This window comes from Sulfitobacter sp. SK011, assembly GCF_003352065.1.
Lineage (GTDB): Bacteria > Pseudomonadota > Alphaproteobacteria > Rhodobacterales > Rhodobacteraceae > Sulfitobacter.
The window spans coordinates 2,967,908-2,988,672 of the sequence record NZ_CP025803.1 but is presented as its reverse complement, the minus strand read 5'-3'; the positions used below and the strand labels follow the sequence as shown (position 1 = coordinate 2,988,672).

Annotated in this window: 25 protein-coding genes; 10 read left to right on the top strand and 15 right to left on the bottom strand. The window is 57.7% G+C overall.

Annotated elements, in window-relative coordinates; translation table 11 throughout:
- Position 1: 1 nt before the first annotated feature.
- Together C1J02_RS14720 and C1J02_RS14715 are read right to left on the bottom strand one after the other, a co-directional pair.
- Positions 2–1,147 carry an alpha/beta fold hydrolase gene (locus C1J02_RS14720; RefSeq protein ID WP_114879251.1) on the bottom strand — a complete coding sequence of 382 codons (1,146 nt, stop codon included), beginning with the start codon at positions 1,145–1,147 and terminating at the stop codon, positions 2–4.
- A 64-nt stretch (positions 1,148–1,211) separates the two neighbouring features.
- Positions 1,212–2,078, bottom strand: coding sequence for a LysR family transcriptional regulator (locus C1J02_RS14715; RefSeq protein WP_114879250.1), 867 nt, complete (start codon positions 2,076–2,078; stop codon positions 1,212–1,214).
- Between the two features lie 93 nt (positions 2,079–2,171).
- On the opposite strand from C1J02_RS14715, the gene C1J02_RS14710 reads away from it, so the two are divergent.
- Positions 2,172–2,564 carry a DUF4260 domain-containing protein gene (locus C1J02_RS14710; protein ID WP_114879249.1) on the top strand — a complete coding sequence of 131 codons (393 nt, stop codon included), beginning with the start codon at positions 2,172–2,174 and terminating at the stop codon, positions 2,562–2,564.
- A 64-nt stretch (positions 2,565–2,628) separates the two neighbouring features.
- Positions 2,629–4,029, top strand: a complete 1,401-nt coding sequence (locus tag C1J02_RS14705) for an MATE family efflux transporter (protein ID WP_114880622.1) — start codon at positions 2,629–2,631, stop codon at positions 4,027–4,029.
- Here C1J02_RS14705 and C1J02_RS14700 read toward each other — a convergent pair.
- The 3 genes from C1J02_RS14700 to C1J02_RS14690 are packed head-to-tail and all read right to left on the bottom strand — an operon-like array spanning position 4,017 to position 6,205.
- Positions 4,017–4,550: a hypothetical protein gene (locus tag C1J02_RS14700; protein WP_254693110.1), complete on the bottom strand. Its 534-nt coding sequence runs from the start codon at positions 4,548–4,550 to the stop codon at positions 4,017–4,019. The genes C1J02_RS14705 and C1J02_RS14700 overlap by 13 nt on opposite strands.
- A gap of 37 nt (positions 4,551–4,587) precedes the next feature.
- Positions 4,588–4,989 carry a hypothetical protein gene (locus tag C1J02_RS14695; protein ID WP_114879248.1) on the bottom strand — a complete coding sequence of 134 codons (402 nt, stop codon included), beginning with the start codon at positions 4,987–4,989 and terminating at the stop codon, positions 4,588–4,590.
- 13 nt (positions 4,990–5,002) lie between these two features.
- The gene (locus C1J02_RS14690) at positions 5,003–6,205 is read right to left on the bottom strand and encodes a pyridoxal phosphate-dependent aminotransferase (protein WP_114879247.1); all 1,203 of its coding nucleotides are present in this window, start codon (positions 6,203–6,205) and stop codon (positions 5,003–5,005) included.
- A 93-nt stretch (positions 6,206–6,298) separates the two neighbouring features.
- Here C1J02_RS14690 and C1J02_RS14685 point away from each other — a divergent pair, with 93 nt between their 5' ends.
- The 3 genes from C1J02_RS14685 (at position 6,299) to C1J02_RS14675 (ending at position 7,532) form a co-directional block, all read left to right on the top strand.
- Positions 6,299–6,697, top strand: a complete 399-nt coding sequence (locus C1J02_RS14685) for a helix-turn-helix domain-containing protein (protein WP_114879246.1) — start codon at positions 6,299–6,301, stop codon at positions 6,695–6,697.
- Positions 6,690–6,956 carry a succinate dehydrogenase assembly factor 2 gene (locus tag C1J02_RS14680; RefSeq protein WP_114879245.1) on the top strand — a complete coding sequence of 89 codons (267 nt, stop codon included), beginning with the start codon at positions 6,690–6,692 and terminating at the stop codon, positions 6,954–6,956. Before C1J02_RS14685 ends, C1J02_RS14680 begins: the two co-directional genes overlap by 8 nt.
- A gap of 69 nt (positions 6,957–7,025) precedes the next feature.
- The gene (locus C1J02_RS14675; protein WP_114879244.1) at positions 7,026–7,532 is read left to right on the top strand and encodes a MarR family winged helix-turn-helix transcriptional regulator; all 507 of its coding nucleotides are present in this window, start codon (positions 7,026–7,028) and stop codon (positions 7,530–7,532) included.
- Here the strand turns inward: C1J02_RS14675 and C1J02_RS14670 are convergent.
- From C1J02_RS14670 to C1J02_RS14660, 3 genes are read right to left on the bottom strand one after another with little or no spacing between them, the layout of a single operon-like run.
- Complete coding sequence (locus C1J02_RS14670) at positions 7,526–8,263, bottom strand: DUF1194 domain-containing protein (RefSeq protein WP_114879243.1); 738 nt, start codon at positions 8,261–8,263, stop codon at positions 7,526–7,528. The two genes, C1J02_RS14675 and C1J02_RS14670, sit on opposite strands and share 7 nt — an antisense overlap.
- Entirely contained in the window at positions 8,260–8,976 is a 717-nt protein-coding gene (locus C1J02_RS14665; protein WP_254693109.1) for a DUF1194 domain-containing protein, read from the bottom strand. Before C1J02_RS14665 ends, C1J02_RS14670 begins: the two co-directional genes overlap by 4 nt.
- Positions 8,970–9,404 (bottom strand): VOC family protein, encoded by a 435-nt coding sequence (locus C1J02_RS14660; RefSeq protein ID WP_114879241.1) that lies wholly within the window; start codon positions 9,402–9,404, stop codon positions 8,970–8,972. The genes C1J02_RS14665 and C1J02_RS14660 overlap by 7 nt, the downstream gene beginning before the upstream one ends.
- A 398-nt stretch (positions 9,405–9,802) precedes the next feature.
- On the opposite strand from C1J02_RS14660, the gene thyX reads away from it, so the two are divergent.
- The 3 genes from thyX to C1J02_RS14645 all read left to right on the top strand — a co-directional run bounded on the left by thyX (position 9,803) and on the right by C1J02_RS14645 (position 13,369).
- The gene (gene thyX / locus C1J02_RS14655) at positions 9,803–10,732 is read left to right on the top strand and encodes an FAD-dependent thymidylate synthase (RefSeq protein ID WP_114879240.1); all 930 of its coding nucleotides are present in this window, start codon (positions 9,803–9,805) and stop codon (positions 10,730–10,732) included.
- 2 nt (positions 10,733–10,734) lie between these two features.
- Positions 10,735–11,793: a DUF4062 domain-containing protein gene (locus C1J02_RS14650; protein WP_162798328.1), complete on the top strand. Its 1,059-nt coding sequence runs from the start codon at positions 10,735–10,737 to the stop codon at positions 11,791–11,793.
- A 391-nt stretch (positions 11,794–12,184) separates the two neighbouring features.
- Positions 12,185–13,369: a cytochrome P450 gene (locus C1J02_RS14645; protein ID WP_114879238.1), complete on the top strand. Its 1,185-nt coding sequence runs from the start codon at positions 12,185–12,187 to the stop codon at positions 13,367–13,369.
- 71 nt (positions 13,370–13,440) lie between these two features.
- On the opposite strand, the gene C1J02_RS14640 is transcribed toward C1J02_RS14645, so the two are convergent.
- A complete protein-coding gene (locus tag C1J02_RS14640) occupies positions 13,441–13,647 on the bottom strand; it encodes a cold-shock protein (RefSeq protein ID WP_114879237.1) in 207 nt (68 codons plus the stop codon).
- Positions 13,648–13,824: 177 nt separating this feature from the next.
- On the opposite strand from C1J02_RS14640, the gene C1J02_RS14635 reads away from it, so the two are divergent.
- Positions 13,825–14,145: an arsenate reductase family protein gene (locus C1J02_RS14635; RefSeq protein ID WP_114879236.1), complete on the top strand. Its 321-nt coding sequence runs from the start codon at positions 13,825–13,827 to the stop codon at positions 14,143–14,145.
- A gap of 15 nt (positions 14,146–14,160) precedes the next feature.
- On the opposite strand, the gene C1J02_RS14630 is transcribed toward C1J02_RS14635, so the two are convergent.
- From C1J02_RS14630 to thrS, 5 genes are all read right to left on the bottom strand, one after another.
- A complete protein-coding gene (locus C1J02_RS14630) occupies positions 14,161–14,703 on the bottom strand; it encodes a DoxX family protein (protein WP_114879235.1) in 543 nt (180 codons plus the stop codon).
- Entirely contained in the window at positions 14,700–15,458 is a 759-nt protein-coding gene (locus tag C1J02_RS14625) for a DNA-binding domain-containing protein (RefSeq protein WP_114879234.1), read from the bottom strand. Before C1J02_RS14625 ends, C1J02_RS14630 begins: the two co-directional genes overlap by 4 nt.
- A complete protein-coding gene (locus C1J02_RS14620) occupies positions 15,455–16,303 on the bottom strand; it encodes a DUF692 family multinuclear iron-containing protein (RefSeq protein WP_114879233.1) in 849 nt (282 codons plus the stop codon). The genes C1J02_RS14625 and C1J02_RS14620 overlap by 4 nt, the downstream gene beginning before the upstream one ends.
- 88 nt (positions 16,304–16,391) lie before the next feature.
- Entirely contained in the window at positions 16,392–16,697 is a 306-nt protein-coding gene (locus C1J02_RS14615) for a DUF2282 domain-containing protein (RefSeq protein ID WP_114879232.1), read from the bottom strand.
- A gap of 225 nt (positions 16,698–16,922) precedes the next feature.
- A complete protein-coding gene (gene thrS, locus C1J02_RS14610; RefSeq protein ID WP_114879231.1) occupies positions 16,923–18,869 on the bottom strand; it encodes a threonine--tRNA ligase in 1,947 nt (648 codons plus the stop codon).
- Between the two features lie 177 nt (positions 18,870–19,046).
- Between thrS and C1J02_RS14605 the strand changes: the two genes are divergently transcribed.
- The gene (locus C1J02_RS14605; RefSeq protein ID WP_114879230.1) at positions 19,047–20,315 is read left to right on the top strand and encodes an MFS transporter; all 1,269 of its coding nucleotides are present in this window, start codon (positions 19,047–19,049) and stop codon (positions 20,313–20,315) included.
- Positions 20,316–20,349: 34 nt separating this feature from the next.
- On the opposite strand, the gene C1J02_RS14600 is transcribed toward C1J02_RS14605, so the two are convergent.
- Positions 20,350–20,760 (bottom strand): MAPEG family protein, encoded by a 411-nt coding sequence (locus C1J02_RS14600; protein WP_114879229.1) that lies wholly within the window; start codon positions 20,758–20,760, stop codon positions 20,350–20,352.
- Between the last annotated feature and the right edge of the window lie 5 nt (positions 20,761–20,765).

Here is a 20,765-nt window from a genome sequence, read left to right as displayed (position 1 = left end):
GTTAAAACGCCCCGGCTGGCAGATGTTCCAACGTCAAACCACGTGCTGTCTGCGGTGCAAACCCGGGCCAGTCGGTGCCGTTTAGAAATGCGCCCGCCGCCTGATCGCCTTTCAGGTGCCGCGCCAGAAATGCCGCAACAAAATGCTGGGCGATGTTGTTCATCCGGCAGGTGTCCCAAACCGGGTCTGCGTAATGGGCAAAGGGGGCCCAGCCCAATGCATCCGAATGGGCCCAGCTTTCGTGCGGCGCGGGTACCGGGGCTGCGGCGTTGTGGCCTGCGTGGGTAAAGTTCAGCATGTGCCGCTCGACCTGCGTTGCACCCGTAAATATGCGCTGCATGGCACCATGGTTTGACACCTCGTCCTTGGTGCCCACAATCAACAGCATCGGCACGCGCAGGCCTGCCAACCCCGCCGCATCCCACATTCCCGCCGCATTCCCCCACGGCCCGATTGGCACGATTGCCCTGATCCTTGTGTCAAGCAAGGCGTCATGGGTGGCGCTGCCCGCGATGTGGCGGGCGAGCGCACCGTCTGGGGGCGCGCCTTTATAGGTCAGAGCAGACGTACTTAGACCCGCGCCGCCCAGCACCAAAGCGCCGTATCCGCCCATGGAGTACCCGATAATGGCCGTGTTGGCTGTGTCGGCAAGTGCTGCGAGGGGGCCGCCCATGCCCGCTACCGCGTCAATCAGGCCGCGCTGGTCCAACGGCCGATGCAGCAACGTCAGGCCAAAAACCTGCTGATCGTCATATGTGCTGCCCGCGTGGTCCGGTGCCGCAACGATATAGCCCTTGGCGGCAAGGCTTTCCGCAAGGTGGGACATCAGATAGCGATTGCCCGGATAGCCATGCGACAGCACGACAAATGGCGCGCCTGGGCCTTGGGCCGGGACCGCATCGCGACAGGCCGATCCGGCATAGCGCACCGGGGTTACGCCATCGCGCAGCAAGGTATCATAGACTGTGCCCGCTTTGGTGCCCTCTACCGCCGGATACCACATCTCGACGGTGAGGCGTCTGGGGCCAAGCTCTGCCACCGGCGGCAAGTCCAGCACATGGGTTTGCACGCCGACGGCACAGGGGCCGCGCTGGGCCAGGGTCGGCGCGTCCGGCCGGATCAGGTCAATGCGGTTTTCATGAGACAAGGGGTTTTCCAGTCTGATTGGGGTCCGCAAACATTGCCCGGCAAGGCCCGGGGCGGCAAGCGGATTACATCAGCAACGGCAACGCAGATTTAAGGGCATCAAACACAAATCGGATGCGGGCGATCTGTGATTGATCCTCATGCACCACCAGCCACGCGGGCATGTCGTGGCGGACCTCTGGCAAGACCCGGACAAGGCCCAAACGATCCGCCAGTTTCACCTGACACAGGCCCACCCCCATGCCAGCCTGAAGATGCGCGATCTGGGCCAGCGGATCATCGCAGCGTACGACGATATTGCGAAGGGTCGGCAGGCCTGCCGCCGTCAGAGCCGGCAAGATCAGATTTTCGCGATCATCTGCGACAAAGGGCGCTTTGCTCAACGCCTCCACATCCGCAACAGGCGGGGTGCCGGGGGCCGCGAACAGCCCAACCTCAACAGCGGGCAGGGCCACGGCGATCAGCGCATGTTGGGTGGGTTGCGTAAACCGGACAGCAATGTCCGCCGCACGCCGTGCCAGATTTTCCGCCACATCCGTTGCAGCGATTTCGAATTTGATCTGAGGGGCCTCAGCGGTGATCTGTTTCAGCGCGGTCGGCAGGACATGTGTCGCAACAATGCGGCTGCTGGTCAGCCTGACAACCCCTGCCAATGCGCCGCTTTCTGCTGACGCGGTCCTGTGCAATGCGGCGGCTTCTTCCAGAACGGACTGCGCCATCGGCAGCAGTGTCCATGCCAGTGCGGTGGGGGTCAACCCATTGGCCGCACGGCTGAAAAGCTGGGTATTGAGGTCAGCTTCCAATGCCTCGATATGTCGGCGCACGGTGGGTTGCGCTATGCGCAGCGCCCGCGCCGCGGCGCTGAGGCTGCCATGGGTCATGACCGCATGAAACGCCGGAATATGGTCTATAGATCGCAAGATGTTGCTCATCAAAATATGTTAGCTGACTACCCATATTTTGACAATTTGTTTCAGGTGCCGGGTGTGCGACGCAGAGGGTGATCTACAACAAAGGACATCGCCATGACCCAACATCAGATATTGCCGCGCCGGTTCGCTGCCGTTTCACCGATACGCATCACACTGCGCTCAGAAGGGGTAGGGGTCGCCTTGGCCTCTATTGTGCTCTATGGGCAGTTGGGTGGATCCTGGGCGTTGTTCATAGCACTATTGCTGGTCCCGGACATTGTGATGCTGGGGTATCTGGCGAGGCCGCGCATGGGCGCTGCGGTTTATAATCTTGGGCACAGCTATCTCGGCCCGTTGATGCTGGCTGGGATCGGGGCGGTGACCGATGGCCGGATTGCACTGTTGGTGGCGCTGATCTGGGGCGCGCATATCGGGACGGACCGTGCGCTGGGCTATGGGCTGAAATACCCAAGCGGCTTTCGCGATACCCATTTGGGCCGGGTCTGAGCCCGCAAAACAAATTTGCCTCCCCCCTCTTTCCCTCTGCCGCAGCCGGGCGTAAGGCAGAATGATGCAACAACAGATGACACATGGCGGACATGTCCGTGCGATCCTGACTTTGGGTTTGCCACTGGTCGGCGGGCATCTGGGTCAGATGGCCATCGGGGTCACGGATACCGTGATGCTGGGCTGGTACTCGGTCGAGGCGCTGGCCGCGGTCACGCTGGCCAGCACCTATTTCTTTGTTCTGTTCATCTTTGGCTCGGGGTTTGCGCTGGCGGTGATGCCGATGGTCGCGTCCTATGCGGCCGAGGGTGATGAGGTCGGCATCCGCCGTGCCACACGCATGGGGCTATGGTGGTCGCTGGCCTTTGCCATTGTGGCAATGCCGATGATGATCTGGGCCGAACCGATCCTGCGGTTGCTGGGCCAAAGTGAGGACACAGCGGCACTGGCGGGGCGCTATCTGGCAGTGGCGGGCTGGGGCATTGTGCCCGCACTTTTTGTCATGGTGCTGAAGTCTTATCTGGCGGCGCTGGAACGGACGCAGGTGGTGCTGTGGATCACGCTTTTGGCGGCTCTTGTGAACGGATTGGCCAATTACGCGCTGATTTTCGGCAATTGGGGCGCGCCTGAACTGGGTGCGGTGGGGGCGGCCATTGCCTCTGTTATCACGCAGTTTGTGTCGCTCGCCGGGGTGGTGATCTATGTGGTCTGGGTCATGCCGCAGCACGGGCTGTTTGTGCGCCTGTGGCGCGGCGACCGGACGATGCTGGCCAAGGTGTTCCGGCTGGGCCTGCCCATTGGGGTGACGCTGTTGAGCGAAGTGGGCCTGTTTGCTGCTTCCGCGGTGATGATGGGGTGGCTGGGCACCATCCCGCTGGCCGCACATGGGATCGTGATGCAGCTCGCCTCGCTGACTTTCATGGTGCACCTCGGCATCAGCAATGTCGCCACCATTCGCGCGGGCAACGCCTATGGTCGCCGCGACAGACCGCATATGGCGCGGGGGGCGGTGATTGCGTTGGCGATGTCGCTGAGCTTTGCCGCGCTGACGATCATCGGGTTTGTCATCTGGCCAGAGCCCTTGATTTCGCTTTTCATGCAGCGCGATGAACCGGCGCGGGTTGATATCATGGCGGTTGGGGTTGGCCTGCTGGCGATGGCGGCGCTGTTTCAGCTGGTCGATGGGGCGCAGGTCATTGCACTGGGTCTGCTGCGCGGGGTGCAGGACACCAAGGTGCCGATGGTGCTGGCCGCGATCAGCTATTGGGGCATCGGCGTGCCCTGTTCCTATCTGCTGGGCTTTGTTCTGGGCTTTGGCGGTATCGGCGTCTGGGGCGGTCTGGTGATCGGGCTGGGGGTGGCAGCCGTGTTGCTGAACGCGCGGTTCTGGGGCGTGACGATCAAGGCGCTGGGCCAGGACGAGACGCACACAGAGGCAAACGAAATCGCAGATCAGAAAACCTGACAACCGCCTTCGGTGATCGGCCCTGCGTGAACGCGGTACCGTCGCTTGGGGTTCACGATGGCGGGCTGAATGCCGGTGATGTCCGCCATGCAGTCGTTCGCGTTCTGATTGCCCGCCTCACTGCCATCAACATAGATATCAAGCCATGGATGGCCCTCGTAGCCAATGTGGCAGGGGCCATTTTGCGGCGTGCGCCCATCGCCGCACAGGTCCTCGACGATCGCGTATTTGCGCAACAGCGGAAAATAGAATCGTGTCCCGGTCGGAAAATCCATGAACGACCTGCCGAAATAGATCGAATGGCCCACGGCAAGTGTGATGGGATCTTCAAAGGTGCCGATGCCCGCCGCCTGGGCGTGGATAACGGGCCGGGCAATGGCGGCTGACGCGCGCGGCGTGTTGTCCCAATAGCTGTAGCCGGTCAGAAAGACATTCATCTGACGTTCTTTGGGCGATACGATCACATAGATTGACGCAGCGATCACGGCGATAAGCGTAAGGTTGCGTGGTTTCAGCAGCATTGCTCACCTGCGCTTTCAAGCGGTTGACGCCACAGTGCTACCCTTTGAGCAGCCGATCTGCTTTCTTGCGCACCAGCGTGCTGCGCAGATCGTGCATGGCCAGCAAAAGGCCATCGGTGACCGCCTCCAGCTGTTCATCCGTGGCTTTGGACTGCACCCATTGGGTCGTCAGGTTCAAATAATCAACCGCGCGGTAAATGTCGTCGATGTCGCGGCGGGCGAGGACCTGCAATCGCTCCTGCATCCAGGCATCAATGGTGGCGCGGTCCTCATCCGACAGGGTGCGGTCACCCTGCGGCTTGATCTCGCCATTGCGGATGTTGACCATGGCGATCTGGTCCATCTCGATCCGACGCTGGCGGTTTTCGGTGTCCACGCGAAACACGGCGGCCCCATTTTCACGGACCCTGAAATAATATTCCGGTAACTCGCCCGCCATGGTCCACCCCCTGTTAGGTCAACGTTGCGCAGAACTTCTGAATGCGCGTGCACGCCTCTTTCAAAGCATCATCTGACGTAGCGTAGCTGACCCGGAAGTTTGGCGATAGCCCGAATGCCGCGCCGAAAACGACGGCGACGCCGGTTTCTTCCAGCAATGCGGTTGCAAACCCTTCATCATCGGTGATCTTGGTGCCAGCCGCAGTGGTCTTGCCGATCAGCCCCGCAATGGACGGATAGACATAAAATGCACCCTCGGGTGTGGGGCAGGTGATGCCGTCAACCTCGCTCAGCATCTTGACCACCAGATTGCGGCGGCGCACGAACATCTTGTTGTTCTCAGGGATGTAATCCTGTGTGCCGTTCAACGCCTCCACCGCGGCCCACTGCGATATTGTGCAGGGGTTGGATGTGGATTGCGACTGGATCTTGCGCATCGCCGAGATCAGCTTTTCCGGACCCGCCGCATAGCCGATGCGCCAGCCGGTCATGGCATAGGCCTTGGACACGCCATTGGTGGTCAAGGTGCGCTCATAAAGGGCCGGTTCCACCTCGGCCGGGGTGCAGAATTCAAACCCGTCATAGGCAAGATGCTCGTACATATCGTCCGACATCACCCAGACATGCGGGTGACGCATCAACACATCCGTCAAGGCTTTGAGCTCATCACGGGAATATCCGGCACCGGTCGGATTTGAGGGGGAATTGAAGATAAACCATTTGGTCTTGGGGGTGATGGCGGCTTCCAACGCGGCGGGCGTCAGTTTGAAATCGTCCTCAAGGGTGGCGGGGGCGATGACGGGCGTGCCACCGGCCAACAGCACCATATCGGGATAGCTGACCCAATAGGGGGCGGGGATCACCACTTCTTCGCCGGGGTTCATCGTCGCCATCAGCGCGTTGAAAAGGATTTGCTTGCCGCCGGAGCCGACACTGACCTGTGACGGTTTGTAGTCCAGCCCGTTGTCGCGCTTGAACTTGGCGCAGATCGCCTGCTTGAGCTCTGCAATCCCGTCAACGGCGGTGTATTTGGTCTTGCCTGCGGCAATCGCGGCCACGGCGGCATCCTTGATGTTCTGAGGTGTGTCGAAATCCGGCTCACCGGCACCAAGGCCGATGATGTCACGCCCTGCCGCCTTCAGTTCGGCCGCTTTTGTGGTCACAGCGATGGTTGGGGACGGTTTGACGCGGGCAAGTGTTGCAGACAGCAGTTCCATTTCGACCTCAGGTTGGCTATGTGTTCGCCTATACTCATAGGGGTCACCCCCGCGCCGTTCAAGTTCGTTCGGTGTCAGGCAGGAGACGATGATATGGATGATGGTTTAGACTGGTACGGTCCTGATGTGGCCACCTTTGGTGACCGCGTCGCTGCGGCGCGCGAAAATTCGGGCATGACGCAGGCGGCTCTGGCCAAACGGATGGGGGTGCGGGCGTCAACGATCCGCGACTGGGAAGACGATCTGTCAGAGCCGCGCTCGAACCGGTTGTCGCAACTGGCAGGGTTGCTGAGTGTATCCATGATGTGGCTGATCAACGGCGAAGGCGACGGCATCGCGAGCCCCAATGACGCGCCGTCCGTGTCGACCGAGATGCGCGAAACGCTCAATGAAATGCGTGTGTTGCGGGCGGAGATGCTGAAAAATGCGCAAAGCCTGGGACGTCTTGAGGACCGGATGCGGCGTCTTCTGATGGAAGCCGCCGATGCCTGAGATCGCTCAGCACCGGGTGAAGCGGCTTTATATGCGGTCCATTCGGCGCGGCATCAAAGAGATGGATTTGATTCTGTCGGCCTTTGCCTCAGCACGGCTGGACCAGATGGATGACGCGCGCCTGACGCTCTATGATGCGATGCTCAACGAGAACGATCACGATCTCTATCAGTGGGTCACCGGGCAGGTCGCCGTGCCCGAGCCTTACGGGGCTTTGATTGCCGACATTCAGGACCATATCGCACAGCCCGGCGGCTAATCATTCGGGTTTAACGAAATATTCTGTTTTATTCACCACTTTCTGGCTCAGTCAAACGAGTCGGAGAGTATGAGAATGAGCATTCAAGAACCCTTTGTCCCAACCATGAACGACAAGGGTTTCATGGTCGGATATCTGGAGGCGCTGTCGTTGGTCGAACGCCTGCATCGGTTGTTACTGGACGTCATCAAAGATGAATTTGAACGGGTAAACGTGTTGGAGATCAACGCGGTTCAGGCACTTTTGCTGTTCAACATTGGTGACAACGAAGTGACCGCCGGCGAATTGAAAAGCCGTGGTTATTATCAGGGCAGCAATGTCAGCTATAATCTGAAAAAACTGGTCGAAATGGGCTATATGCACCACCAGCGTTGCGAGATCGACCGCAGGTCGGTTCGCGTGCGTCTCACCGAAAAGGGCCGCCATGTGCGTGATGTGGTGTCAGACCTGTTTTCCCGTCATGCCGAAGGGCTGGAAAACAAGGGTATGCTTGGCCATGAAGGGATCGCGGATATCACCACCTCGCTGAAACGGATGGAACGGTATTGGACCGATCAGATCCGCTATATCTACTGAGTGGCCGGGGCCGGATCTGTGGTCACTTGTGAAAAGACCAGACTTTCCAGTTCGCGCAGCAGCTTTTGCGTCATGGCCCGGGCATAATCATTGAACCCGATGGCGGTGTGCACAAATGCCTCTGGGCCGACAATAACTTCGGCCCGGAAATAGGACGACAGTTCGCCAATCTCGGCTTGCCTGATGTCACCGATGTCCGGGTCATCAATGCCGATCACCAAACCATTGACCGTGATGCCGCTCGCCTCGATCTGGTCGCGCACATCACGGGGGCGCGGGCCAAGGTTTGATTTCCCATCCCCGGAAATGTCCAGGGTATGTTTCCAGCAGTCGGGCCGCTGGGCAAGAAACGCCTGACCGACTTGCATTGCAACACCCAATGCGGTGCCTGGCGTGGCGTCACGCCGCCGGGTTTGGCGCAGGGTTTCTATGATGGTGTCGATGCTGGCGTGCGTGTCAATCCGCATCCAGGGCAAGACAACGGCCTGATCGTTCGGGCCGCTCCATTCATAGATCATCAGCATCACGGGTGCGGCGGGCATCGACAGCAGTTTCTCTCGCACCTCGGGGGCGTCAAGCGCGCTGGCAACGCCGCTCAGTTGCAGCCTGTATTCGCGCGCATCAACAGAGCCTGAAACATCCAGTCCCAGGGCCAGCGCCTGTCGGCATTCCATCGCATCTGTGACCGAAGGCATTGCCAACGCCAGAATGAGACCCACCGCCCGGATCATCCTGCTTGTTCCGGCATCTGGGGCAGGGCACCCAAAGCTGGGGGCGTCAGTTCGCGTTCAAGCTTGATGCGCATGGCGCGTTCATAGTCTTCGAAATCATTTGCAATGACCATGAAGGCCCCCGGCCCATGCAAAACCTGTGACTGGTAATAGGCAATCAGCCCCACTTCGCCTTCAAAATCGGCGGCGTTCACGACCAGCCCATTGACCGTCACACCGGTAAAGGGAAATTCACGGTAGGCGACGTTCGGTTCAAACCCTTCGTTGTTTTGCCCGTCACCCGCCATGTCGATGGTCTTGGTCAGACAGGCAGGTGCCCGTGCGAAAAGATTGGCACCATATCCAAGTGCATAGCCCATGGCAGTGGGGAAATCATTATGGCTGCGGGTGCTTCTTGCGATGGTTTCCGCCGCTTCCAGCAAGGCAAGGCGGCTGTCGATCAGCGTCCAGTCAATCAGAACTTCCTGATTATAGCGCCCGGACCATTCGTAAATCGCCAGCGCCACAGGTTGATCGGCAGCGAAAAATGCAGCCTCAACTTCTGGCGCAGTAAGTGCCGCGGCCAGACCACCGCGCTGCAACCGATCTTCATCAGCATCAACAGAGCTGGACACGTCGATCGCCAAAGCCAGCGCCAGCCGACACTCCGCAGCACCCGCCGCTGATGCCAGCCCAAGGGCCAGCACCGCAGCGGGCGCGCCAAGTTTTACCAATGACCTGTGTTTTCCATGCTCGCCCAGGGTTCCGCAGGGGCCAGCCGGTCACCTTCCTGAAGCAACTCGATCGAGATGTTGTCAGGCGACCGCACAAACGCCATATGCCCATCGCGGGGCGGACGGTTGATGGTCACGCCGTTGTCCATCAGCGTCTGGCACATCTCATAGATATTCTCGACCGTATAGGCGAGGTGGCCAAAGTGGCGGCCATCGCTGGGCAAACCATCATCCCCGTCCCAATTATAGGTCAGCTCAACATCGGCATGGCCGTCATCCTGTCCGGGAGGACACAGGAACACCAGCGTGAACCGGCCCCCTTCGTTATCCATCCGCCGGCGCTCTTTCAGGCCCAGCATTTCATAAAATTTGATCGATTTTTCAAGGTCTTTAACACGCACCATTGTGTGCAGATATTTGATTGGCATATGTTTTCCTTTGTTCCTCATGGTCGCCTGAGACTGGAACACGGGTTGGTTCCCGATGTTCACCCCCAGACCGCGTGCTTCAAAGCGCGTGACGTCAATTCGTCTGACTCGCTTGCCTGGTTAATTTAGGGACGAAACCGGAAGTGTCAAAATCAACAAACGGTCATGACGCCAGGATGGCTGTTTATACCCCCGGGCGCGCTTACCCCCATCAAGTGCATTGTCCGAGACCCCCAACCGCCACACAAAGCGAAGAAACCCACGCCTAATCGGGTAAATATCTCTAAAAATCCGATCAGAGGCGCAATACCGCATATGGCGGTTCCGCAGGGGATTTTGCGCAGATATAGTGCAAGCCGAATCCCGGACCCCAAAACCACCTTTCAAGGACGCCCGCCATGCCCCTTTCCCCAGACCAGCAAGCCGAAATCGACGCACAGCGCGCCACGCCACAGCCCACTCTGCGCGCGGTCAGCGAAGGCATGGAACAGCACCTTTACAAAGCGCTGCCTGTGCTCGACCACGGCTTTGTCCGCGTCATCGACTATATGGGCGACGATGCCGCGATCTGTCAGGCGGCGCGCGTGTCCTACGGTAAAGGCACCAAATCGGTGCAAAACGACGAAGGGCTGATCCGCTATCTGATGCGCCATTGGCATTCGACCCCGTTCGAGATGTGCGAGATCAAGCTGCACGTCAAACTTCCCGTTTTCGTCGCGCGCCAGTGGATCCGCCACCGCACCGCCAACGTCAACGAATACTCCGCCCGCTATTCGATTCTGGACCGGGAGTTCTACATCCCCGCGCCCGAACATGTGAATGCGCAATCCGTGGTCAACAATCAGGGCAGGGGCGGCGTGCTGGAAGGGGCCGAGGCCGCGCGGGTGCTGGAAATATTAAAGGCGGATTCGAACCGCTGCTATGACAATTACGAGGCGATGATCGGCGAAACGGGTCCGGATGGAGAGGCGCAGGACGGTCTCGCCCGCGAACTGGCCCGCATGAACCTGCCCTCCAACATCTATACGCAGTGGTACTGGAAGGTCGATCTGCACAACCTCTTCCACTTCCTGCGCCTGCGCGCCGACGCCCACGCCCAATACGAAATCCGCGTCTACGCCGACGCGATCTGTTCGGTCGTCGCCGATTGGGTGCCTGCGGCCTACGGCGCGTTTGAGGATTACCGGTTGGGGGGTGCGACGATGTCTGGGCGGGCGCTGGAGTGCGTGCGGCGGATGTTGAAGGGGGAAGAGGTGACGCAGGAGAATTCGGGGATGAGTAAAGGGGAGTGGCGGGAGTTTCAGGGGGTTTTGAAAGTAGGGGCATAGTGTTGGACAAAAAATATCAGGTCTTTATTAGTTCCACATATGAGGACCTAATAAGTGAGAGGCGTGCTGTTGAGGAGACAATAATTCGAGCGGGACATTTTCCCGTTGGTATGGAAGCGTTTCCTGCGGCTGATGACGACCAGTTTGAGTTTATTAAAGCCATAATCCGAGAATGTGACTACTACGTTGTGATAATCGCTGGAAGGTATGGCTCCATTGCCGCAGACGGTCTTAGCTACACTGAAAAGGAATTTGATTTTGCTCTAGCGAACGAAATTCCGATCCTAGGGTTTATCGTTTCAGATGCCGCTGCAATCTCATTAGGGAAATCGGAAAAAAAAGATAGCGGGCGAAGGAAATTGGAGAATTTCATATCTAAGGTTCGTACTGGACGACTAGTTAAGCCTTGGAAATCAGTCGACGGGCTGCGTGCAGTTGTTCGCGAAGCTTTGGATAATGCAATTGCAACCAAACCTCGTGTTGGCTGGGTGCGCGGAAATTTGGCAGCTGATATTGAGACACTGAGGGATCTCAACAAGGTTCGCTCAGAAAATGAGGTTCTCAGAAAGAAAATTGGTGAGGAAGAGATCGTTTTGCCTTTGCCAGAATTGCCAACAGCAGAAGAATTGGTCGAAGTTACCATACAAACCGCAGGCTACTCAGCAGATTACTACGATGCAAAATTGGCTTGGAGTGATGCCTTTCCAGTGTTTCAACAGGGATTGATCTGGTCGCGTTCAGATGACCCGGCGACAGGCACTGAGTATTGGCACATAGACAAATCTGACAGCTGCTCACAGTTGGGCGATCTATTTTCACAAATGGCGAGTGAAACCGTTGGAGGGGGCTTTCACTTGAATGAAACTTCCTTCCAAATCCTACACGACTATTTCATTGAATCTGGGTTAATGGCTGATGACAATGGTACTGAAAGCCCATTCACTGAAAAGGCTAGGAAGTTGGCTCGGCGGATGCGGATTAATTCTGGTGCAAGGTCATTGCGGCTCTCGTTTAACAAGAGAGAAAGCTCAAGAAAACTCGATGATGAAATACCTTTCTGAGAAATAGTAGTTGAACAATGCCCAACTCCGTTGGGCAGCGCCCGAACCGCCCCCACGGGGCGGGCGCTTCGCTTCCACCCCTCGGTTCGGGCGCGGGGCTCTAATGTGATGGCACACTTTGCATCCCCGGCGAATTTCTCGCGAAATCCGCGTTCGGACCTTTGAACAGTAGGGTGGGTGCAACCCACGCGCGCGCACCCGTGGGTTGCACCCACCCTACCAACCCAACGCGCGTACCATTAACCCGCCCCCAAACCGACACACGCACCGACGCAATACCGACGTGATGCCGCCCAAATACAGCCTCCCAAAACCCCTTGTTTTTATGGCTTAACCTCTGAGTCGCGAGGGCGGCGATTGACTTGGCGGAAAATCCGCCCAAACTCGCCAAATGTTCACCCTCGCAAATCCCCCCGACGGCTTCACCGACGACCCGTTCCCGCACTACGACCGCCTGCTGCGCGACACGCCCGTCCTGCCGCAACCCGATGGCTCTGTGCTGATCTGCAAGCACGCTGATCTCAACGCGATCTACCGCGACACCACTCTCTATATCTCGGACAAACACGCCGCTTTTGCCCCGAAATTCGGGAAAGGCACCCCGCTGTTCGAGCATCACACCACCTCTCTCGTCTTCAACGATCCGCCCCTGCACACCCGTGTCCGGCGCATCATGACCGCCGCCCTGACCCCCAAGGCTTTGGCCCGGATGGAGCCGGGATTGATCGACGTGGTTGATCACCTGCTCGATCAACTCCCTGAAAACGCAGACCTAATCGAAGATTTCGCCAGCGTCATCCCAATTCAGATCATCGGCAATCTGCTTGATGTGCCGCTGGATGAACGCGGCCCCCTGCGCGATTGGAGCCTCGCCATTCTTGGCGCGTTGGAGCCGACCCTGAGCGCCGAACAGCTTGCCCGCGGTCATGCGGCGGTGCGCGAATTCACGATCTACCTGCAAGACCTCATCGCCCGGCGTAAAGCCCATCCCGGCGACCCCGAAACCGACGTGCTGACCCGGCTGATCCATGGCGATGACACAGGCCAATTGTCGGAAAGCGAACTGATCCACAACTGCATATTCATCCTGAACGCAGGGCACGAGACGACCACCAACCTCATTGGCTCCGGCCTTGCGCTGTTGCATGACTTTCCCGAACAAAAAGAACGCCTTAACGCTGACCCGACGCTGATCGACAAAGCCGTAGAAGAGGTTTTGCGCTTTCGTTCCCCCAACCAGTTCGGCAACCGCGAAACGACAGCCGAAGTGGTGATTGATGGCGTTGAAATACCCGCAGGCACCAATTTGCATATTTGCATTGGTGCTGCCAATCGGGACCCGGATGTGTTTGATAATCCAGCGAAATTTGACATCACCCGTCATCCGAACCGCCACCTCGCCTTTGCCGGTGGTCCGCATGTTTGCGTGGGTCTGACACTGGCCCGCATGGAAGGGCGCATCGCGTTGCAGCATTTCCTGCGCCGTTTCCCCGACTATCAAATCCAGCCCGGTCGCAAAGGCGGCGGGCGCATCCGGTTTCATGGATATGCGCAACTGCCCGCGCGTTTGACATAGGTCCGAAACGCGTCAGATTCAGTGGTGTATTCCAGACCCTACAGATGGCGGTTGAGGTCCGGAAAGTTCAATTAGATCAACGTGATATCAGCCGCCATCTCTCGACCATCCCGGCCCTCGATCATTTCGTAACTGACCTTTTGATTGTCCGCCAAACCCGTCAGTCCGGACCTTTCGATTGCTGAGATATGGACAAACACGTCTTTCCCGCCCCCTTCAGGGGCAATAAACCCGTATCCCTTTGTTGTGTTGAACCACTTCACAGTACCAGTTGGCATAGTCTAGTCGCCTCCTTTGTCTTTCACGTCCCCACGTCACGCGGGCAGGAGCGCAGGTCAAAAAACCAGGTTAACGCCCCTTGCAAGAAAAGATTGTTTGGTCGGTTGAAAAATCAAGGAAAACTGTGAAAGTCTTTCCAGTAATATCAGGGGACGCTGAAAAATGAGGCAAATACCGTGCAGATATATGGATTGAAGAACTGCGACACCTGCCGGAAGGCCCTCAAAGAGTTTCCAGACGCGCAACTGGTGGATGTCCGCGAAAACAGCCTGCCCGAAGATGTATTGGATCGTGCATTGGCGCAGTTTGGGCCGGCACTTTTGAACACACGGTCAACCACTTGGCGGGGACTGGATGAGGCCGAACGGCAACGCGAGCCACGCGCACTGATCCGCGCCCATCCTGCACTGATGAAGCGCCCTCTGATTGCTGTGGATAAATCTCTTTTTCTGTCTTGGAACAATGAAGTACGGGATGATATTAAAGCTTTGCTTTAATATTTTGGTTCCACATCAAGACGCGCGCGGCTGCAGCGCCCTGTCAAAGGAAATCGGGCCGGCCCCTTTGACCACCAACACAAACAGCAAGAATATCCAGAGCGCGCGTTGATCCAGAATGGCTGCGTCTGAGAAGCGATCAAACCAAGCCCCCAGCGCGCTTTCCTGACCGTGGCCATACACATCGGTCAATGATTGTACGATGGTGAAACCGATCATTCCCAAGGCGGCGAGACGGGTCAGAAGCCCCAGAACGATGAGGGTTGGCAAGATGAATTCTGCCCATGTCCCTGCCACAACCACCAACTGATGAAAGAACGACAGTGCATCGCTGTCGTATCCGACGGCTTCAAACGCGCGGGGAAAGATCTGTGCATAGGCACCGGTAGACGGGGTCCAGAGACCGGATATGCCATCGCCCAATTTTGTCATACCGGAATTCAGGAAATAGACCAGCAGGACAGCGGCAAAGACAAACCGCGCGAGTGTGGGGACCATCCAATCTGCTGCGGTCAGGCGATTTGTCAGGTTGTTGTAGATCGATAGCAATGCAGTCATGTTGTTTCCTTCAAAGTCATATCCGTAAAAGCCTGCGTGCCCAAGGCAAGGGCCAGGCTGGCAGCGAAATCAAATTCGGGGGTTGCAGCCAAAGTGGCCTCAAGAGCGGCGGCCAGAGTTTGGCCTGCGCCCAAATGCTCTAACCATAGTCCAGCACCTTTTGGCAGCGCATGTGGTGTGGGGTCAAAGTCAACGCGGGTGATTATGACATCCTGCGCAATTGCCTTTGGTTTTGGGGCGTTAGCTTCGAAATTGTACCGCCAAATGTCATGTAGCGGCCAAGCAGATTTAAGAATTTGCGTTGCAGGGGCAAGTACAAACCGGGCCTGCAGCAACGTGGCTTCGTCCAGATTCTGCAGGCGCTTGGGGTCAAAGGCATCGGCATCAGCGGCGTGGTAGGAGGTGCGCATCGCCAAATCCAGACGCGCGGCATCGCTGAGATAGCCAATCTGCGCCAGCGGGGCGAAGTCGGAGATAAAGGCCGGAAACTCGGTACCATAAAACATCATCAAAGGGGAAGATGGCGGATGGGCGCGGACGAACATCGGGACAAGGCTGTCGAAATTCTGGGGGCCGATCAGTTTGCGCACCAAGGGGAATGCGGTCTTCATCGCCTCAATCAGGGAGGTTGTCACGTTGTTGCGATAGACCGAATAGCGTCGGCCCGCGGGTGCGTGATGTCCGTCCAGCAGGCCATCCGGCACCGGGCAACTGGCATCGAGGAGAGCCGCGCGGAATTCGGATTGGGTTGTCATGCGGTCAATGCAACGGCCGCGCGTTTGGCTTCATCGCGCAGGGTTGGCCAATCTGGAACATCATTGTCCCATTCCACGAGAACGGGTTTTGGACCGGTCTGGGTCAGCGCATAATCCAGTAGGGACCAGACCGGTTCGACCACCGGTTTGCCGTGGCTGTCGATCAGCAAAGGCGCGCCCGCATCATCATGGTCTGCGTCGTGACCGCCAACATGAACCTCGCCCACCTGGTCGGTTGGATAGGCATCGATATAGTCTTGCGGGCTCAATCCGAGATTTGTAGAGGAAATGAACACATTGTTGACATCCAGCAAGAGACCGCACCCTGTTCGCTGGGTAACCTGCGCTAAAAAGTCGCTTTCAGACAAGTTTGATTCAGCAAAAACCAGATAGCTGGAAGGGTTTTCGAGCAGCATTTGCCGTCCGACAACCTGTTGCACCTCGTCAATATGATCTGCCACGCGGTCAAGGGTTGCTTGAGTATAGGGCAGGGGAAGCAGGTCGTTCAGAAACTCCGACCCATGGGTCGACCACGCCAGATGTTCAGAAAAACTGGCAGGGTTCAACCAGTCACACAGATGTTTGAGCCGGGCGAGATGATCACGGTCCAAAGGTGTTTCACCACCAATCGACAGGCCAACGCCATGGACAGAAATCGCAAAACGTTCCGACAATGCACGCAGCTGGGCCAAGGGGCGGCCACCGTCGCCCATATAATTTTCCGCATGCACTTCGATCCATTCGACAGGGCCGGGATCAGCGAGCAGTTCATTGAAGTGTTGGGGTTTGTAGCCAACGCCGGGCGCATTTGGCAAAACGTCAAAGCGAGGAGGACTGTCGCGCATCTTTTAGCCTCCGGTCTTTGAGGGGCAGCGAACTGAGGTCTCGGGCAACAGATACCGCCCGAGACAATTTATTGTCATTCTGGCAGGATTAAGCCGGCAGATCGCGGTCCAGTGGCTCGAGCGAGCCTTTGCGGTCCTCGCCGTCGGCCATCTGGGGCAATTCAATGCTTTCGCATGTGCCTGCGTCAACGAGGGTCCAGGCATTGCCCTGATAGTCAGTCACAGACGTACCTGCGCATGTTGTGCCAGGGCCTGCGGCACAATCATTTGCACCTGCAAGTGACACGCCATAGCACTTCTCTTTTGACGCTGCTTCTGCGGTTGTTGTTGTGTGCGCTGTCAAAGCGGCAGCAACTGCACCGGCGATCGCGAATGTTTTCAATGGCGTAGACATAGATCATTTCCTTTGTTTGGTTTGCTTCAAGTGTGATGCGTCATATTAAACATTGCACGCATCTTAACACCATTCACGTGCCAGTGTTTCACGATCCTGTTAGGATTTGGCTGTTTTAATGCCGAAATCTGCAATGTGACTGCCGAAAACCCGTCTGAATTGTTACAGTCGCAAAATGAGGGGCGGCACATTGGCCGCCCCTCAAGAGAATTGTTACAGTCGTGATCAGCGCAGATCAGGCGGCGTTGCCTCTGCTTTCAGGGCGGCGGCAACGTCCGCCAGAGCCTGAACTGAGGTCTGTTTTTCACCCAACCGTCTGACTGATACGGTTTTTTCCTCTACCTCACGGCCCCCCACGGCCAGGATCACCGGCACTTTGCCGACTGAATGTTCGCGGACCTTGTAGTTGATCTTTTCGTTGCGCATGTCGGCTTCGGCCCGCACACCTGCAGCTTTCAGGGTTTCGACCACTTCGAGAACATACTCGTCCGCTTCTGAGGTGATCGACGCCACAACGACCTGACGCGGGGCCAGCCAGAAGGGCAGTTTGCCTGCAGAGTTCTCGATCAGGATGCCGATGAAGCGTTCGAAGGACCCCAGGCAGGCCCGGTGCAGCATATAGGGACGGTGCTTGGCCCCATCTTCGCCGACAAATTGTGCACCTAACCGTTCGGGCAGGTTGGGATCGACCTGAAATGTACCGCATTGCCACTCGCGGCCAATGGCGTCGGTGAGCTTGAAATCCAGCTTTGGACCATAAAACGCGCCTTCGCCTGCATCCAGGGTATAGGGGTGGCCGGTGGCTTTGATCGCGCTTTCCAGTGCGTTCTCGACATGATCCCAGCTTTCTTCAGACCCAACACGTTTTTCTGGCCGGGTGGCAAACATGATCTCGAAACTTTCGAAACCAAGGTCTTTGTAAACACTGGCAAGGTAGTCGATAAACGCCGCGCACTCGGCTTCGATCTGATCCTCGCGACAGAAAATATGGCCATCGTCTTGCGTAAACCCGCGCACCCGCATGATCCCATGCAGTGCACCAGACGGCTCATACCGATTACACGAGCCAAACTCGGCCATGCGCAAGGGCAGGTCGCGATAGGACTTGAGGCCCTGATTGAAGATCTGCACATGGCAGGGGCAATTCATCGGTTTCAGGGCGTTGATTGCTTTTTCGCGGGCATGTTCTTCGTCGACTTCGACAATGAACATATGCTCTTGGTATTTGTCCCAGTGCCCGGAGGCGACCCACAATTTGCGGTCCACGACTTGCGGTGTGTTGACCTCGACATAGCCGGCATCGCGTTGTTTGCGACGCATGTAATCCTGCAAGGTGGTATAGATCGACCAGCCATTTGGATGCCAGAACACCTGACCGGGGGCTTCTTCCTGCATGTGAAAAAGGTTCATCTCGCGGCCCAGTTTGCGGTGGTCGCGTTTGGCGGCCTCTTCGAGCATGTTCAGATGCGCCTTGAGTTTTTCCTTGCCGGTAAAGGCCACGCCATAGATGCGCTGCAGCATCGCGCGGCCACTGTCGCCGCGCCAATAGGCACCGGCGATGGACATCAGTTTGAACGCGTCACCCGGCACCTGACCGGTATGCTGCAAATGCGGACCACGGCACAGATCCTGCCAGTCGCCGTGCCAATACATGCGCAACGGCTCATCGCCGGGGATCGCGTCGATCAGTTCGACTTTGTAAGGCTCACCATTATCTTGGTAATGCTTGATCGCGCGCGCGCGGTCCCAGACCTCGGTGCGGACGGCATCGCGTTTGTTGATGATTTCCTTCATCTTTTTCTCGATCGACCCAAGGTCCTCGGGGGTAAAAGGCTCTGCCCGGTCAAAGTCGTAATACCAGCCGTCCTTAATCACCGGGCCAATTGTCACCTTGGTGTCGGGCCAGATTTCCTGCACCGCGCGGGCCATGATATGCGCCAGATCGTGTCGCACCAATTCGTTTGCCTGAACCTCATCCGCCATCGTATGAATGGCGATGCAGGCATCCCGATCAATGGGCCAGGCAAGATCATAATGTGCGCCATCTACGGTGGCCGAAATGGCCTTCTTGCCCAGCGATGTTGAAATATCGGAGGCCACCTCACCAGCGGTGATACCGGCCTCATAAGACCGGGCGTTGCCATCGGGAAGGGTGAGAGAAATCTGGGCCATTCAAGGGCTCCTCGTCAGTTTGGCGCCTACGAGACGCCCGGTTGCGGGTTTATGCGTGATCTAACTGGCCGCAGCGGGCGTGCTTGTCAATCCGGCAGGACCAGCATCTGACAGATGGGTGTTGCGAGGTCACAGGATCGTCCTAACTTAGCCGAGCAACAGGTAAGGGATGCGTAAGTGGCCGACACATCAGTAAGGCAGGTCTTTTCCAAGATCACCGGGTCCGAGGGATCATCAGACAAACTGCAAGCCAGTGAAGGTCGCAATGGATTGCGCCATATCGCGTCTTTGTCGATGACAAAGATTGCCGATGGGTTGATCGACCCCAAGCTGGTGCTGGCATGGCTTTTGACGTCACTTGGTGCACCTGCGGTTTATGCTGGCGCCTTGGTGCCCATTCGCGAGGCGGGGGCCTTGTTGCCACAAATGTTGCTGGCGAAAGTCGTGCAATCCATGACGCGGCGCAAATGGGCCTGGGTCCTGGGGTCTGCCGGGCAAGGTATTTCTGCAGGCGCAATCGTCTGGGTGGCCCTTAATCTCGAAGGGGTCACAGCGGGTCTGGCGATTTGTCTGGCCCTTGGCGTCCTGGCACTGTGCCGGGCCGCTTGTTCTGTGTCTTACAAGGATATTCTGGGCAAAACTGTGGGCAAGTCGCGGCGCGGTGCAGTCACAGGGCTGGCAGGGTCGGTGTCATCGGTTGGTGTGTTGATCTTTGCCGCTCTCTTGCTGTCTGGCCTGGCCCAAAGCCGAGCCGCGGTGGTCGCCGCAATTGCGTTGGCCGCGTGTTTGTGGGGGGCGGCGGCCCTGCTGTTTTCCACCCTGGAAGAGGAACCAAGCAGCAAAGAAGACGCCAAAGCCACAGATTTCTCGGTGCTGGCCATGAACCCGGTGCTTTGGCGTTTTATCATCACGCGCGGATTGCTGGTCTCAACGGCGCTTGCGCCACCCTATCTGGTGGTTCTGGCGGGGCAGGCGGGTCAAGACAGGCTGGCGCACTTGGGCGCATTGGTGCTCGCCTCGGCTCTTGCATCATTTCTCAGCTCGTATGTTTGGGGTCGGCTGTCTGATCGCTCAAGCCGCAGGGTATTGATGCTGACCGGTGTGGTTGGTGCGGTTGCGATGATCACGGCTGTTGCGCTTTGGGCCATCGGGCTGGCGCGCGAGGTATGGGCCATGCCGACTGTCTTGTTTGTGTTGATGATTGCGTATCATGGGGTGCGTCAGGGGCGTTCGACCTATCTGGTGGATATGGCCCCGCCAGATCAGCGCGCAGCCTATGCCGCCGTCAGCAACACGGTGATCGGCGGGCTTTTGTTGATCGCTGGTGTGCTGGGTGGTGGTGCGGCGCTGATTGGGCCGCAGGCGACACTGATACTGTTTGCCGCCATGGCGGTTGCGGCAGCGGTGGTTGGATATGGGTTGCCCGAGGTCGAAAAGAAGGGGTGACGCGGCGCGGCGACAAAACACCGCGCCACATTGGTCATGCCGCCCAGACGGCGTAGGCCATGATCAAACAACACAGCCACCCGCCGGTAAAGAGGATCGGCCTGAGCGGCATCCTTGCCATTCCGGTGATCATGCCCACCGCATGCACGACGCGCAGCCAAAAGAATACAATCGCGGTCCAGAAGGTGAGCGTGGAATAGCCGCCAACCCGGTCCACCAAAAGCACCAGAACGGCAAAAGGCAGCAGTTGTTCGAGCAGGTTCAGATGCGCGCGATGGGCACGGTGCACCCAAGGGCGCAGCAGCGACAAATCACCGGGGCGGCCAAAATTATCGGGGTTGGCCGGGTCGGATGAGACCCCGATGATATACGGTATCCACAGCGATGCGGCCAATACACAAAGCCATGTTACAATGCCAAGTTCGGTTGTCAGTTCTTGTGTCATTTGCG